Below are 14,921 nucleotides of genomic sequence, written 5' to 3'. Positions count from 1 at the left end.
GCCCGATTTGTGGAACATGTGACACGTATGAGGGCCGGCCCCCTGGCCCCGCAAGCCGAGCTCAGGCCTCGTCCAGCAACGGCCGCAACGCGTCGTCCCACTGCTCGAGCTCATCTTCGGACAGGTGCAGCCAAGCCAGTGCGGCTTCGCGATTGGCAGCCCAGTCGGCGTCCTCGTCCAGTCCCTCATGCTGGCGCATCAGGTGCTCGGCGATCAGTCCGGCCGCGATCAGCGAGCGGATTTCCGGCTCGATGCTGTCGTCCTTCAGCGCCTCGAAGTCGTGATGCAGCCGGATGGCCGTCATCAGCTCCGGCGCCAGATGCCAGACCTTGATCACCAGCGCGCCGACGACGGCGTGGTCGGTGCGGTGGTTGGCGTTCTCCGTGGCGATGAACGGGCGGTCGATGCGGGCGCCGGCCTCGACCATCGTCGCGCCATAGCCGCGCACGCTCTGCAGCAGCACCGGCATGCCGACGTGACAGAACAGGCCGTAGCTCTGCGCCAGGTCCACGCGCATGCCGGGCAGCTGGCCGGCGATGAAGCCCATCGCGACCGCGCGCTTGGTCGAGCGCTGCCAGAAGCGCAGCAGGTGCGGGCTGTTGACCGGGATCGCGTGACGGACCAGGAAGGCCTGCATCAGCGCGACACTCTCGTCCAGGCCGAGGCGGTACATCGCCTGGCCGACGGTGGTGCAGGGCACGTGGCCTGCCACGAGATGCAACGGACTGTTGGCCACACGCAGCAATGTCGCGGACATCGCGACGTCGGCGGCGGCGACGCGGCCGACCTCGTTGAGGTCGGGTTGAGGCAGCGCCATCGCCGCGCGCAGGCGCTGCAGCAGCTCGGGGCAGGGCGGAATCTGGATCTGGCGCAGCGGGCCGGTGGCGCGGGCCTGATCGAGTTCCTGGCGGATGGCTTGGGTCTTCATGTGAGGGCCGGATTATCCCGATGCGCCCCGACCCGGGGCGTGAAGGGGTGCGGCAAATTGCCGCTTGTCCGAAGGCGCGTCTCCGGGGGCGCATCGCCTGTCGCACTTCGCCCTCGAAGGAGGGCCGGGGCAGATACATTGCAGCGCATGTCACGTTTCGTCACTCGTACAGCGTCACGCGCAGGCCGGACAATCCGGCCGGCGCAGCGGGCGTTGGCGGTGCTGATGTGTGTGGCGGGCCTGTGGTCCGCGATGGCCTGGGGCTGGGACAAGGACAAGCTGACCGAGTCCGCGGCGAAGCTCTCGCCGAAGACGCAGGCCGCGGTCAAGGCCATGATCCAGATGGCGGACCGCGCCGCGGCGATGCCCGAGGAGCGCGACCGGCTGACGACGGTCAACAGCTTCTTCAACCAGCGGGTGGCGTTCAAGGACGACATCGAGGTGTGGGGCCAGATCGACTACTGGGCCACGCCGCTGGAGCTGCTGGACAAGGGCGCGGGCGACTGCGAGGACTACGCGATCGCCAAGTACATGAGCCTGCTCAGTGCCGGCGTGCCGCAGTCCAAGCTGCGGATGGTGTACGTGCGGGCGCAGTTCCAGGGCCGGCCTCAGGCGCACATGGTCCTGGCCTACTATGCGCAGCCGGAGGCGGAGCCCTTGATTCTGGACAATATCAACCCGGAGATCCGGCCCGCTTCGCTGAGGCCCGACCTGACCCCCGTGTTCAGCTTCAACGGGGAAGGCTTGTGGAGCGGCGTCGGCGCCACCACGGCGGGGAATCCGCTGGTGCGGCTGTCGCTGTGGCGCGACCTGCTGGCGAAGGCGAAGGCGGAGGGCTTCTGATGGGCGACGGAGAATTCACGACATGTCCCTGATAAGACAAATCTGGTGGCTGGTCCTGGGCGCGGTGCTGGCCTCGGCGCTGGGCGGCGTCGCGGTGAGCACCTGGTCGCTGCGCGAGCTGCTGCAGACGCAGGCGCAGCTGAAGAACGCGGACAACGCCAACGCGCTGGCGCTGGCGCTGTCGCAGCAGAAGGGCGACGCGGAGCTGATGTCGCTGCTGATCTCGGCGCAGTTCGACGCGGGCGCCTACGAGAGCGTGCGATGGCGCGACGGCGGCGGCAAGCCGGTCTTCGAGCGCCATCTGGAGACGCCGCAGACCTCGCATGCGCCGCGCTGGTTCGTGGCGCTGCTGCCGCTGGACGTGGCGCCGGGCGTGGCCAAGGTGTCGGACGGCTGGAAGACCGCCGGCGAGATCGAGCTGCGCGGCCAGACCGGCTACGTGCACGAGGCGCTGTGGCGCGCGACCGTCAGCACGGCCTTGTGGCTGCTGGCGGTAGGGTTGGCGACGGGGATCGCGGCGGCGGCGGTGCTGGCGCGGCTGCGCCGGCCGCTGGACACGGCGGTGCGGCAGGCCGAGGGCGTCTCGCAAGGGCGCTTCGAGACCGTGCTTGAACCGCGCGTGCCGGAGATGCGTAAGCTGACGAGCGCGATGAACACGATGGTGCTACGCACGCGGCAGATGTTCGAGGCCCAGGCCGAGCAGCTGCGCACGCTGCATCACCAGCTGCTGTGCGACGAGCTGACCGGGCTGTCGCACCGGCGGCAGTTCGTGGCGGAGTTGAACTCGGCGCTGGAGCGCGACGACGGCCCGTTGCGCGCGGGGCTGGTGCTGGTGCGTCTGCGGGACCTGCAGGGGCTGAACCAGCGCCTCGGGCACGGGGCGACGGACCAGGCGCTGATGGCGATCGCGCAGGCGCTGCGGGTGTATCCGGAGCAGGTGCGCGGCTGCCTCGCGGGACGGCTCAACGGCTCGGACTTCGCGCTGTGGCTGCCGGCGCCGAACGTGGTCGGCGACACCGCCCAGGCGTTGGCCGACGCATTGCGGGCCGGCTTGCAGAACCTGGGATCGGGCGTCGGCGTCGCGCTGGGCGCGGTCGAGCTGATGCGCGACCAGCCGATGAGCGCCTGGTTCGCCGCGGCCGATGCCGCGCTGGCCAAGGCCGAGCAGGGCGAAGGCGTCGTGCTGGAGCTGCGCGAGGCGCCGCCCTCGGACGAGGTCGCGCAGGGCGAGCGCGCGTGGCGCGCATTGATCTCGGACGCGCTGGCGCATCAACGCAGCCGGCTGCTGGAGTTCCCGCTGATCGGGCGCGAGCGTCAGGTCTTGCATCTGGAATGTCCGCTGCAGCTGAAGCTGAACCCGGTCGGCGAATTCGAGCCGGCCGCGCGCTGGCTGCCGCTGGCGCTGCGCCATCGGCTGAGTGCCGAGGCCGATCTGCAGGCCCTCGCGCTGGCGCTGCAGGCGACGCAACGCGACACGCGGATGCGCTGCGTCAACGTGGCGCCGGCATCGCTCAACGACGGCAGCTTCATCGCCCGCGCCCGCGAGCTGGTGCAGGCGGCCCCGGCAGCGGTGCGACGCCAGATCGGTCTGGAACTGGCCGAGCCGGCAGCGGCACAGCATTTCGAAGCACTGCAGGAACTCGGCCGTCAATTGCGCCCGTTCGGCGTGCAGCTCGGCCTCGAACACGCGGGTGCCGGACTGGCTCAAATTGATCGTCTTTTCCAGGCCGGACTGGACTACGTGAAGCTCGACAGCTCGGTGGTCAGCGGCGTGTCGGCGGACGTGGGCCGGGCGGCGTTCGTGCGCAGCCTGGTGGTCATGCTGCGCAGTCTCTCTCTGAAGGTCTATGCGGAAGGCGTCACCGATGCGCTCGACGCACAGGCGCTGTGGGACTGCGAACTCGACGGCATCACCGGCCCGTGGGCGTCGGCACAGGAAATCAAGCCCTGACTCATCCAGGTCGGTGAATCGCTTGACCTCCATCAAGCACTCTTGCAAAGCGTTTTGAAGCTCTGAGAATCCGCGCCTTTCCCCTTGGTGTTTGATGGAGAGGTACCCGATGAAGCGCGCGCCCGATCCCCTGATCACGAGCCTCGAAACTTCCGCGTCGATGTCGTCGACACAGCTTCGATGCCCAGCCTTCCCCGACTTCCGTTTGCCTTCGGCTGATGTGTCGGCGCTCACGCCGTATGAGCAAGAGCTGCGCGAAGCCGTCGGCGAGGCTTACGACGACATTCGCGAAGGTCGCGTGCTGAGCGAGGCGCAGATGGATGAAGTCTTCGACGAGTTGATTGAAGATGCTCGTCAGCGTGTGGGAGGCGGCCAGTGATCACACATTGGAGCGAACGCGCCGGTGACGATGTGCGGCGGATCTATGGATACATCGCGGCGCGCAATCCGTCGGCGGCCTTGGAGATGGTCAAGCGGTTCAAGAAGGACGCACGACTGCTCAGCAAGCATCCTCAAATCGCCCGGGAGGGGGTCTTGAGGGGGACGCGTGAGTGGGTCACTCATCCGAACTACGTAATGATCTACCGCGTCGAAGATGAAGACGTCTACATGCTGCGTCTGTGGCACGCCGCACGCGACGAGCCGCACCAACACGATCTGCAGTGACTAGTCGATATCCGCCGTATGCAACGGATACCCGTTGCCGCTGCGGCGGTCTTCGAAGAAGCGCTGCAGCGCTTCGCGGATCGTGTGGAAGGCGATCTCGTTCCACGGCACTTCGTGCTCATGGAACAGCTGGGCTTCGAGGGTTTCCGGACCCGGATCGAAGTCCGGGCTCAGCAGCTTCGCGCGGTAGAAGGTGTGGACCTGCCCGACGCGGACCACGTTCATCACGCAGTACAGGTTCTGCAGCTCGATCTGGGCGCCGGCCTCTTCGACGGTCTCGCGCGCCGCGCCCTCAGCCAAGGTCTCGCCGAGTTCCATGAAGCCCGCCGGCAGCGTCCACTTGCCCAGCCGCGGCTCGATCGCGCGCTTGCACAGCAGCACCTGATCGCCCCACACCGGCAAGGTGCCGACGACGTTCAGCGGATTCTCGTAATGGATCGCGCCGCACGCCGTGCAGGTCGCGCGCTCCCGGTTGTCATCGGCCGGGATGCGGTATTCGATCTGGCCGCCGCAGGTGGGGCAATGCTGGAAGCGCCGCGCTTGAAACATGGGCCGCAGTGTACCGGCCTCCATCACGGCCCCCGTGGCATCATCGTCGGCCATGGAGCTCTACAACTACTTCCGTTCGTCCGCCTCCTACCGCGTCCGCATCGCGATGGCGCTCAAGGGCCTGGACTTCGACTACAAGTCCGTCCACCTCGCGAAGAACGAGCAGTTCAACGAGTCCTACGCCGCCGTGTCCGCGTCGCGGCTGGTCCCGTTGCTGAAGGACGGCGACGCGCTCGTCACGCAGTCGATGGCGATCATCGAGTACCTCGATGAGACTCATCCAGAGCCGCCGCTGCTGCCCGGCGACGCGCTGAGCCGCGCCTACATCCGCGCGCTGTCGCAGGACATCGCCTGCGAGATCCATCCGCTGAACAACCTGCGCGTGCTGCGCTACCTGGTGAAAGACCTCGGCGTCGGCGATGACAACAAGACCCGCTGGATCCATCACTGGGTCGAAAGCGGGCTGGCGGTCGTCGAGCATCGACTGACGGCGGAAGGGCGATCCGGACGCTTCTGTTTTGGCGACGCACCGACGATGGCCGATTGCGTGCTGGTGCCGCAGATCTTCAACGCGCAGCGCTTCGGCAGCCGGCTCGACCACGTGCCGACGGTCATGAAGATCTTCGAGCAGTGCATGGCGCTCGACGCCTTCAGCAAGACGCAACCGAGCGCCTGTCCCGATGCTGAATGAGGACTGGCTGCGACCCGCGTGGTCCGCGTCGCACGTCGACGCCTTCATGACCACGCGCACTGGCGGCGTCAGCGGAGGCTTGAAGGCGCGGGATGAGCAACGCGGATTGGCGAGCCTCAATCTCGGGCGTTCGGTCGGTGACGACCCCGCGAACGTGGTCGAGAACCGTCGTCGCGTCGCTGACGCGATCGGCGGGCATCCCGTTTTCCTGAAGCAGGTGCATGGCACGACCGTGTTGCGCCTGCGCGCCGAACACGCGCTGCCCGACGCCGATCCCGAGCCCGCCGATGCGTCGATCAGCACCGATCCGGCGCTCGCCTGCGCGGTCATGGTCGCGGACTGCCTGCCGGTGCTGTTTGCCGGACCGGGCGTGGTCGGCGCCGCGCATGCGGGATGGCGAGGGCTCGGGGGTGGCGTGCTTGAGAACACCGTCACCGCAATGTGCGAAGTCGCGCATTGCGAGCCTCGCGACATCAGCGCCTGGATGGGCGCGTGCATCGGACCGGAACAGTTCGAAGTCGGCGCCGACGTGCTCGCGGCCTTTGGCGCCGATCCGCTCCATCAGGATCAACCGATGTTCCGCTTCCAACGGAACGAACACGGCGAGGCGCGTTGGCGCGCCGATCTTTACGGCCTCGCGCGACGCCGCCTCGAAGCGCTAGGCATCGCTGCCGTCAGCGGCGGCGGCTGGTGCACGCTCAGCGAGCCGTCACGATTCTTTTCGTTCCGCCACGAACGCGTCGACGGACTGCGCAGCGGGCGCATGGCCGCCGTCATCCGACTGCGCTGACGCGTTGGTCGATGGCGTTGTCGACGTCGATGTCGGCATCGGCGCAACAGCGCCTTCCCCGTCGTCATGCGGACTTCCGGACGCTTCGGCCTTGCGGCGTGCGGCGCGCCGCCCCGGCGTGCCCATCAGGTACATGACGATCGATAGCGGTACCACCCCGTAGAACACGAAGGTGATGAGCGCGCCCAGCACCGAGCCCTGCGAGCTGAAGGCCTCGACGACCGCCATCATCAGCACCACATACATCCACGCGATGGCCACCAGATACATCAACGATTTCCTCGGGTCTTCGCGACAGCAGCGTCACGCGGGGGTAAGCTGATCGGGCTACAAAGCGCCTGAGCATATGCGAAGCCTCCCTGTCGATCCGCGTCTTCCGCGTGGTCGGCTGTGGCAAGCTTCTTGCTCAGGTCGGCCAGAGGAGACACATGAGCGCGAACAACGCCGCCGCCGGATTCCCCGGCACATCGGTCCACGGTTTCGAACACTGGGCTCAGCAGGCCCAGCAGGCGGCCAGCAGCCTGTCGCACGGGTTCGGCGACGCCTTCAAGCAATTGCAGGCGATGCAGATCCCGCCCGACGCATGGTCGCAACTGCAGTCGGAATACATCAGCCAGGCCAGTGCGCTGTGGAACGCCGCGCTCGGTGATTCACAGGCCGCGGTGCAGGCCGCCGCGCAGGGCGCGACGACGCCCGCTGCTGCGACGGCACCGTTGAAGGACCGCCGCTTCGCCGACGCGTCCTGGAACGACAACCGCCTCGCCCACTTCACCGCGCAGCTCTACCTGCTCAACGCGAAGACACTGCAGCGCATGGCCGACCAGGTGCAGGCCGACGACAAGACCCGCGCGCGGGTCCGCTTCGCGGTGCAGCAGTTCGTCGACGCGTCGTCGCCGAGCAACTTCCTCGCGCTGAATCCCGAAGCGCAGCAGCGCGCGCTGAACACCCAAGGCGAGAGCCTCTCGCGCGGTCTCCAACTGCTGATGGCCGACGTGCGGCGCGGCCACGTGTCGCAGACCGACGAGTCCGCCTTCGAGGTCGGCCGCAACGTCGCGACCACCGAAGGCCACGTCGTCTTCGAGAACGAGTTCTTCCAGCTGCTCGAGTACAAGCCGCTCACCGCGAAGGTGCATGCGCGGCCGCTGCTGATGGTGCCGCCCTGCATCAACAAGTACTACATCCTCGACCTGCAGCCGGAGAACTCGCTGATCCGCTACGCGGTGGCACAGGGCCATCGCACCTTCGTGGTGAGCTGGCGCAATCCGGATGCCGACTGCGTGCACTGGACCTGGGACGACTACATCGGCAAGGCCGCGATCAAGGCGATCGAGGTCACGCGAGAGATCGCCGGCACCGACACGATCAACACGCTGGGCTTCTGCGTCGGCGGCACCATCCTGGCGACCGCGCTGGCCGTGCTCGCCGCGCGCGGCGAGCAGCCGGCCGAGAGCGTCACGCTGCTGACCACGCTGATCGACTTCAGCAGCAACGGCATCCTGGACCTGTTCATCGACGAGCAGGCCGTGCAGCTGCGCGAGATGACGCTCGGCGACCAGGCCGTCAGCGGTCCGGGCCTGCTCAAGGGCCAGGAACTCGCGACGACCTTCAGCTTCCTTCGCCCCAACGACCTGGTCTGGAACTACGTCGTCGGCAACTACCTGAAGGGCGACGCGCCGCCGGCCTTCGACCTGCTGTACTGGAACGGCGACGCGACCAACCTGCCGGGCCCGATGTACTGCTGGTACCTGCGCCACACCTACCTGCAGAACGAGCTGCGCATCCCTGGCCAGCTGACCGTCTGCGGCGAGAAGATCGACCTCGGCGCGATCCAGGCGCCGGTCTACATCTACGGCTCGCGCGAGGACCACATCGTCCCGTGGGACGCCGCCTATCGCAGCACGCAGGTATTCAAGGGCAAGAAGCGTTTCGTGCTCGGCGCGTCCGGGCACATCGCCGGCGTCATCAATCCGCCGGAGAAGAAGAAACGCAGCCACTGGCTGGGGAAGGGCGCGGCGCTGCCGGCCGACAACCAGCAATGGCTGCAATCCGCCACCGAGCATCCCGGCAGCTGGTGGACCGACTGGTCGCAGTGGCTGGCCGGCCACGCGGGCCCGCAGAAGGCGGCGCCTCGCAAGCCGGGCGGTCGCGGCCATGAGGCCATCGAACCGGCGCCGGGCCGCTATGTGAAGCAGCGCGCGTGAAACCCACTCCCGCGCAGTGAGAACCCAACCGGTTCAGAGTTGATGCCGCAGATTCCGTTCAGCAGAGTTCATTGAGCCACGTTGATCCCGCATTCACCCGCTGACGTCCGTCGTTCAGCAGTTTCGAAAGAGGAGCGAGTCATGAGTTCACCGCAAGACATCGTCATCGTCGCCGCGGCGCGCACGCCGATCGGCAAGTTCGGAGGGACGCTGTCCAAGACCCCCGCCAGCGAGCTGGGCGCGATCGTCATCCAGGAGCTGCTGCGCAGAAGCGGCCTGCAGCCCGACCAGATCAACGAGGTCATCCTCGGCCAGGTGCTGACCGCGGGCGTCGGCCAGAACCCGGCGCGCCAGGCGGTCATCAAGGCGGGCCTGCCGGTGACCGTGCCGGCGCTGACGATCAACAAGGTCTGCGGCTCCGGCCTGAAGGCCGTGATGCTGGCGGCGCAGGCGATCCGCGACGGCGATTCGGACATCATCATCGCCGGCGGCCAGGAGAGCATGAGCCTGGCGCCGCACGTGCTGCCGGGTTCGCGCGAAGGCCAGCGCATGGGCGACTGGAAGCTGGTCGACACCATGATCACCGACGGCCTGTGGGACGTGTACAACCAGTACCACATGGGCATCACCGCCGAGAACGTGGCCAAGGAGTACCACGTCAGCCGCGCGCAGCAGGATGAACTGGCGCTCGCCAGCCAGCAGAAGGCGGCGGCGGCCCAGGACGCGGGCCGCTTCACCGCCGAGATCGTGCCGGTGACCATCCCGCAGAAGAAGGGCGATCCGGTCGTGTTCTCGGCCGACGAGTTCATCAACCGCAAGTCCAACGCCGAAGCGCTGGCGGGCCTGAAGCCGGCCTTCGACAAGGCCGGGTCGGTGACCGCCGGCAACGCGTCGGGCCTGAACGACGGCGCCGCGGGCCTGGTGCTGATGACCGACGCCAAGGCCAAGGCGCTGGGCCTGACGCCGCTGGCGCGACTCGCGTCGTACGCGAGCGCCGGCGTCGATCCCAAGACCATGGGCATGGGGCCGGTGCCGGCCTCGCGCAAGGCGCTGCAGCGCGCCGGCTGGCAGCCCAAGGACCTGGATCTGCTCGAGATCAACGAGGCCTTTGCCGCGCAGGCCTGCGCGGTGCATCAGGAGATGGGCTGGGACGTCAGCAAGGTCAACGTCAACGGCGGTGCGATCGCGCTGGGCCATCCGATCGGCGCGTCCGGCGCCCGCATCCTGGTCACGCTGCTGCACGAGATGATCAAGCGCGATGCGAAGAAGGGCATCGCCAGCCTGTGCATCGGCGGCGGCATGGGCGTCGCGCTCTGCGTCGAGCGCTGACACCGGTCCGCTTTCCCCAGGGTCTTTTCCTGAGACTTTCTCGCGTCTTTCCCGTTTCGACATTCCAGACACCCCGGCCGCGGACGCGGCGCCCCGGGGTGCCATACAGGAGGCAAGCATGAGTCAGAAAGTTGCATACGTCACCGGCGGGATGGGCGGCATCGGTACCGCCATCTGCCAGCGCCTCCACAAGGACGGCTTCAAGGTCATTGCCGGCTGCGGCCCCACCCGCGACCGCGGCAAGTGGCTGGCCGAGCAGGCCGAGCAGGGCTACAGCTTCTTCTGCTCCGCCGGCAACGTGGCCGACTGGGACTCGACCGTCGCCGCGTTCGACATCGCGATCGCCGAGCACGGCACCATCGACGTGCTGGTCAACAACGCGGGCGTCACCAAGGACCGCATGTTCCTGAAGATGACCCGCGACGAGTGGGACACCGTCATCGACACCAACCTCAACAGCATGTTCAACGTCACCAAGCAGGTGGTGCCGGGCATGATCGACAAGGGCTGGGGCCGCATCATCAACATCTCGTCGGTCAACGGCGAGAAGGGCCAGGTCGGGCAGACCAACTACTCGGCGGCCAAGGCCGGCATGCACGGCTTCACGATGGCGCTGGCGCAGGAGCTCGCGTCCAAGGGCGTCACGGTGAACACCGTCAGCCCGGGCTACATCGGCACCGACATGGTCAAGGCGGTGCGCCCCGACGTGCTGGAGAAGATCGTGGCGGGCATCCCGGTGAAGCGCCTGGGCGAACCCGAGGAGATCGCCTCCATCGTCGGCTGGCTGGCGGGCGAAACGTCCGGCTTCACCACCGGCGCGGACTTCAGCTGCAACGGTGGGCTGCACATGGGGTGAGAAGGGACAGAGCTCAGTCCAGTGGACTGAGCGACGCCCTTCGAACGACTGCGGACCACCGGTCCGCAGGCTGGGGGCGAACACCATGAAAAAGGGCTGCCTCGGCAGCCCTTCGTCGTTGCTGGGCGCGCGAAGCGCTCGTCAGCCTCAGTCCTTCTTCATCAACACCAGCAGCTGCGACAGGTTCTGCGCCGCGGCCTGGAGCTTGGGCAGCGTCTGTTCAAGCAGCATCTGCGGCGGCGTGCGCGACGCATGCGTGCTGACGTTCATCGCGGCCACGACCTTGCCGTCGCGCCCGGTGATCGGCACGGCGACGCTCAGCACGCCGTCCTCCAGCTCCTGGTCCACCAGGCACCAGTGCTGACGTCGCGCCTGCTCGATCGCGGCGCGCAGCTCCTCGTGCGAGCGCACGGTGTTGCTCGCGCGTCGCGCCAGCTGCACCTGCGCCACGCGGGTCTCGCGCTCCTCGACCGTCAGCGAGGCCAGCAGCACGCGGCCGGTGGCCGTGGCCCAGGCCGGCAGCCGGCTGCCGATGCCCATGGGGTCGGACAGGATCTTGCGCAGCGGCGCGCGCAGCACGAAGACCGCGTCCTCGCCGTCGAGCACCGCGATGGAGACGGACTCCCGCAGGTCGTTGGCCAGCTGGATGGCCACCGGTTCGGCGAAACGCCACAGCGGTTGCGAGGACAGGTAGGCGAAGCCGAGGTCGAGGATCTTCGGCGTCAGCTCGAACAGGCGTCCCTCCGATCTCACGTAGCCCAGCGTCTGCAGCGTCAGCAGGATGCGACGCGCGCCGGCGCGCGTCAGGCCGCAGCGCTTGGCGACTTCCGTCAGCGTCTGCCGGGCGTGGTGGGTGTCGAAGGTCCGGATCACCGACAGGCCGCGTGCAAAGGACTGCACGTAGCTGTCGCCGGGCTTCAGGGAGACGTTGTTTGCGCTTTCGTCAGGAGACATGGGCGTCATGACCGAAGTAGAGGAAGGCCGCGAAACGTTAATATCGCGCCCGTTTCCAAGTGATGAGACAAGAGGTGAAGACCATGGCCATGGATGTTGTCGACTACGAAATCAAGGGTGCCGAGATGCAGTTCGTCGAGGTCGAACTCGACCCCGGCGAAGCAGCGATCGGTGAAGCCGGCAGCATGATGTTCATGGATGCCGGTATCGGCATGGACACGGTGTTCGGCGACGGGTCCGCCAACCAGGGCGGTTTCTTCGGGAAGTTGCTGGGTGCCGGCAAGCGGCTGGTGACCGGGGAATCGCTGTTCACCACGGTCTACACGAACCAGAGTCATAACAAGTTGCGGGTCGCTTTCGCGGCGCCGTATCCCGGCAAGATCCTGCCGATGGATCTCGGCAAGCTCGGGGGCACGCTCATCTGCCAGAAGGACGCGTTCCTGTGCGCGGCCCGGGGCGTGTCGCTGGGGATTGCTCTCCAGCAGCGCCTGTCGACAGGCTTCTTCGGTGGCGAAGGGTTCATCATGCAGAAGCTCGATGGTGATGGGCTGGCCTTCGTGCATGCGGGGGGTACCGTGGTTCGACGTACGCTCCAGCCGGGTCAGACGCTGCTGGTGGATACCGGCTGCGTCGTCGCCTACACGCCCAGCGTGAGTTTTGAGATCCAGTACGTAGGCAAGATCAAGACCGCCCTGTTCGGCGGCGAAGGTCTGTTCCTGGCCAAGATGACCGGCCCCGGCGAGATCTGGCTGCAGAGCCTGCCGTTCTCGCGCCTGGCCTCGCGGATCTTTGCCGCGGCCCCGCAGCGCGGGGGCTCCAGGGAAGAAGGGGGCTTGCTGACCGGCATCGCCGGTGGCGGCCTGCTGGGCGGCCTGCTGGGCGGGGACGACGAATAAGCCGTCTGCAGGCGTCAGTAAAACGCCAGGAAAGCCGCACCAAAAAGTTCGCCATGCGCAGACTTGCTGCAACCCTGGCGGCAAGTCTGGCGCAACTGAATGCAACGAAACGGCGGCATCGGCCCTCCGGGTCGAACCCGGGTCGGCCGGCGTGAAGCCGGCGCCTCGAAACGCTCAAGAACGGCTCACGCACCAGACCCGTCTGGCGCCCAAGCCCGCATCAGCAGGGCCTGCGCGGGCCTGTTCCGGCCGGACCCTAGGGTGAACCCGCCTACACTTGAGGGCTGCATGGCGCTGGGCGCGCCGCGCATCTCCTGTTGAGGATCTCCATGCTGTCTTCCCTCGTGCGGCCCGTGCGGGCCGCCCTGGCCGTCTCCGCCCTGGCCGTGGCCGGCGTGGGCGCGCTGACCGCGGCCCCGGCCGCCCTCGCGTCCACCGGCAGTCCCATCTTCGTGCTGAACTCGCTGGACGCCGACATCAGCGTGATCGATCCGAAGGACTTCCGCGAGCTCAAGCGCATCCCGACCGGCAAGGAGCCGCATCACCTCTACCTCACGCCCGATCGCAAGACCATGGTCGTGGCCAATGCGCTGGGAGATTCGCTGACCTTCCTCGATCCGGTGACGGCCGAGGTGCAGCGCACCGTCCGCGGCATCCCCGACCCGTACCACCTGCGCTTCTCGCCGGACATGAAGTGGCTGGTGCTGGCCGGCAACCGGCTGGACCACGTCGACATCTACAAGTGGCAGCCGCAGAACGCGGCGCAGCCGATGGTGCTGTTCAAGCGCTTCTCCGCGCCGAAGACGCCCAGCCATCTGTCCATCGACAGCAGGAGCAGCGTCGTTTATGCGAGTCTGCAGGACAGCAGCGAGCTGCTGGCGATCGACCTGAACACGATGGCCCCGCGCTGGAAGATCCCCGTCGGGAAGCTGCCGGCCGACCTGTACCTGACGCCCGACGACAAGTACCTGCTGGTCGCGCTGACCGGCGAGCGCAGCGTCGAGGTCTATGACGTCACCGGCGCTCAACCCAAGCTGGTCAAGCGCATCGAGACCGGCGACGGCGCGCACTCGTTCCGCGCGCTCGGCGACAGGAAGCATGTGCTGGTGAGCAACCGCGCCGCCAACACGATCAGCAAGATCGCGCTGGCGGACTTCAGCGTCGTCGAGACCTTCAAGGCGCCCGGCGGCCCGGACGACATGGAGATCCTCACCGACGGCCGGACGCTGATGTTCACCTCGCGCTGGGCCCGCAAGCTGACGGTGATGGACCTGCAGACCAAGCAGATCCTGCAGCAGGTCAAGGTCGGCAAGTCGCCGCACGGCGTGTGGACGCTCGACCAGATGCCGCGCCAGTGAGCGCGACCGGACCCAGGCTGCTGCCCGTGAATATCCCGCCTGACTTGCGCGCCTCGCGCTCCTCGCGCCGTCGTGTGCTGCGCGGCGCGTTGCGCCATGGCGCGGCGCTGCTCGTCGGGCTGACCGCCGTCGTGCAGGCGCAACCGCAGTCCGCGTCGGCTCCGACCGCCGCGCCCTGCGACAAGCCGGTCTACCTGACCTTCGACACCGGGCACATGGGCGTCGCGCCGCTGATCGTCGACACGCTCAAGCGCTTCGACGCGAAGGCCACGTTCTTTCTGGCGCAGGAGCCGACGATGGACGGCGGCCAGACGCTGGACGACAAGTGGGCGCCCTGGTGGAAGCAACTGGCCGAGCAGGGCCACGACTTCGGCTCCCACACCTGGTTCCACGATGCCTGGTCCGCGGACCTGCCCGACGGGAAGTTCCGCTTCAAGCGTGCCGCGGGCGAACAGGTGCCGCAGAACGTCGTGCTGAGCGCGGCCGAGTACTGCGAGGAACTCAAGCGTCCCGCGCGTCGTTTCCTCGAGATGACGGGCCGGCCGATGTCCATGATCTTCCGAGCGCCGGCCGGACGCACCTCGCCGGCGTTGCTGGCGGCGGCGCAAGCCTGCGGCTTCCGGCACGTGGGTTGGAACGCCTCGGGCTTCCTCGGCGACGAACTGCCGAGCGACAAGTTCCCCAACCAGGCGCTGCTCGAGCAGGCGCTGCGGCGCGTCAAGCCGGGCGACATCCTGATGGCCCACCTGGGCATCTGGTCGCGGCAGGATCCCTGGGCGCCGACGGTGCTGGAGCCGCTGCTGCAGGGATTGAAAAACCGGGGCATGTGCTTCGCGCCGTTGCGCGATCATCCGGAGTACGTCGCATGGATGCGGCGACCGCAGGAATCGATGGCCAAGCGTTAGAGAG

At 67.6% G+C, this 14,921-nt stretch carries 16 protein-coding genes; 12 read left to right on the top strand and 4 right to left on the bottom strand.

Annotation, left to right across the window (positions count from 1 at the left end; translation table 11 throughout):
• Positions 1 to 61: 61 nt before the first annotated feature.
• Positions 62 to 928: an HDOD domain-containing protein gene (locus VF536_RS06100; protein WP_331613917.1), complete on the bottom strand. Its 867-nt coding sequence runs from the start codon at positions 926 to 928 to the stop codon at positions 62 to 64.
• Positions 929 to 1,147: 219 nt separating this feature from the next.
• On the opposite strand from VF536_RS06100, the gene VF536_RS06095 reads away from it, so the two are divergent.
• The 4 genes from VF536_RS06095 to VF536_RS06080 all read left to right on the top strand — a co-directional run bounded on the left by VF536_RS06095 (position 1,148) and on the right by VF536_RS06080 (position 4,388).
• The gene (locus VF536_RS06095; protein WP_331613923.1) at positions 1,148 to 1,771 is read left to right on the top strand and encodes a transglutaminase-like cysteine peptidase; all 624 of its coding nucleotides are present in this window, start codon (positions 1,148 to 1,150) and stop codon (positions 1,769 to 1,771) included.
• A 22-nt stretch (positions 1,772 to 1,793) separates the two neighbouring features.
• Positions 1,794 to 3,722, top strand: coding sequence for a bifunctional diguanylate cyclase/phosphodiesterase (locus tag VF536_RS06090; RefSeq protein ID WP_331613916.1), 1,929 nt, complete (start codon positions 1,794 to 1,796; stop codon positions 3,720 to 3,722).
• A 109-nt stretch (positions 3,723 to 3,831) separates the two neighbouring features.
• Positions 3,832 to 4,101 (top strand): hypothetical protein, encoded by a 270-nt coding sequence (locus tag VF536_RS06085; protein WP_331613915.1) that lies wholly within the window; start codon positions 3,832 to 3,834, stop codon positions 4,099 to 4,101.
• On the top strand, positions 4,098 to 4,388 hold the full coding sequence (locus VF536_RS06080; protein ID WP_331613914.1) for a type II toxin-antitoxin system RelE/ParE family toxin: 291 nt from the start codon (positions 4,098 to 4,100) through the stop codon (positions 4,386 to 4,388). Before VF536_RS06085 ends, VF536_RS06080 begins: the two co-directional genes overlap by 4 nt.
• Here VF536_RS06080 and VF536_RS06075 read toward each other — a convergent pair whose 3' ends face one another.
• Positions 4,389 to 4,937: an NUDIX hydrolase gene (locus VF536_RS06075; protein ID WP_331613913.1), complete on the bottom strand. Its 549-nt coding sequence runs from the start codon at positions 4,935 to 4,937 to the stop codon at positions 4,389 to 4,391. It abuts the gene before it with no gap.
• A gap of 52 nt (positions 4,938 to 4,989) precedes the next feature.
• Here VF536_RS06075 and maiA point away from each other — a divergent pair, with 52 nt between their 5' ends.
• Entirely contained in the window at positions 4,990 to 5,628 is a 639-nt protein-coding gene (maiA, locus tag VF536_RS06070; protein ID WP_331613922.1) for a maleylacetoacetate isomerase, read from the top strand.
• A 106-nt stretch (positions 5,629 to 5,734) separates the two neighbouring features.
• Entirely contained in the window at positions 5,735 to 6,418 is a 684-nt protein-coding gene (gene pgeF, locus VF536_RS06065; protein ID WP_331613912.1) for a peptidoglycan editing factor PgeF, read from the top strand.
• On the opposite strand, the gene VF536_RS06060 is transcribed toward pgeF, so the two are convergent.
• A complete protein-coding gene (locus VF536_RS06060; protein ID WP_331613911.1) occupies positions 6,338 to 6,688 on the bottom strand; it encodes a hypothetical protein in 351 nt (116 codons plus the stop codon). The two genes, pgeF and VF536_RS06060, sit on opposite strands and share 81 nt — an antisense overlap.
• A gap of 158 nt (positions 6,689 to 6,846) precedes the next feature.
• On the opposite strand from VF536_RS06060, the gene phaC reads away from it, so the two are divergent.
• The 3 genes from phaC to phbB all read left to right on the top strand — a co-directional run bounded on the left by phaC (position 6,847) and on the right by phbB (position 10,804).
• Complete coding sequence (gene phaC, locus VF536_RS06055; RefSeq protein WP_414710292.1) at positions 6,847 to 8,619, top strand: class I poly(R)-hydroxyalkanoic acid synthase; 1,773 nt, start codon at positions 6,847 to 6,849, stop codon at positions 8,617 to 8,619.
• A gap of 141 nt (positions 8,620 to 8,760) precedes the next feature.
• Positions 8,761 to 9,948, top strand: coding sequence for an acetyl-CoA C-acetyltransferase (locus VF536_RS06050; protein WP_331613910.1), 1,188 nt, complete (start codon positions 8,761 to 8,763; stop codon positions 9,946 to 9,948).
• 118 nt (positions 9,949 to 10,066) lie between these two features.
• Positions 10,067 to 10,804 (top strand): acetoacetyl-CoA reductase, encoded by a 738-nt coding sequence (gene phbB / locus VF536_RS06045; RefSeq protein ID WP_331613909.1) that lies wholly within the window; start codon positions 10,067 to 10,069, stop codon positions 10,802 to 10,804.
• A gap of 147 nt (positions 10,805 to 10,951) precedes the next feature.
• Here the strand turns inward: phbB and VF536_RS06040 are convergent, their stop codons facing one another.
• Positions 10,952 to 11,758, bottom strand: a complete 807-nt coding sequence (locus VF536_RS06040; protein ID WP_331613908.1) for an IclR family transcriptional regulator domain-containing protein — start codon at positions 11,756 to 11,758, stop codon at positions 10,952 to 10,954.
• A gap of 83 nt (positions 11,759 to 11,841) precedes the next feature.
• On the opposite strand from VF536_RS06040, the gene VF536_RS06035 reads away from it, so the two are divergent.
• The 3 genes from VF536_RS06035 to VF536_RS06025 all read left to right on the top strand — a co-directional run bounded on the left by VF536_RS06035 (position 11,842) and on the right by VF536_RS06025 (position 14,917).
• On the top strand, positions 11,842 to 12,654 hold the full coding sequence (locus VF536_RS06035) for a TIGR00266 family protein (protein ID WP_331613920.1): 813 nt from the start codon (positions 11,842 to 11,844) through the stop codon (positions 12,652 to 12,654).
• Positions 12,655 to 12,983: 329 nt separating this feature from the next.
• The gene (locus VF536_RS06030) at positions 12,984 to 14,012 is read left to right on the top strand and encodes a YncE family protein (RefSeq protein ID WP_331613907.1); all 1,029 of its coding nucleotides are present in this window, start codon (positions 12,984 to 12,986) and stop codon (positions 14,010 to 14,012) included.
• Positions 14,013 to 14,119: 107 nt separating this feature from the next.
• Positions 14,120 to 14,917 (top strand): polysaccharide deacetylase family protein, encoded by a 798-nt coding sequence (locus tag VF536_RS06025; protein WP_414710293.1) that lies wholly within the window; start codon positions 14,120 to 14,122, stop codon positions 14,915 to 14,917.
• Positions 14,918 to 14,921: the final 4 nt, after the last annotated feature.

Source organism: Roseateles sp. (assembly GCF_036486225.1).
Classification (GTDB): Bacteria; Pseudomonadota; Gammaproteobacteria; order Burkholderiales; family Burkholderiaceae_C; genus Roseateles.
This window is presented reverse-complemented; position numbering and strand designations above follow the sequence as displayed.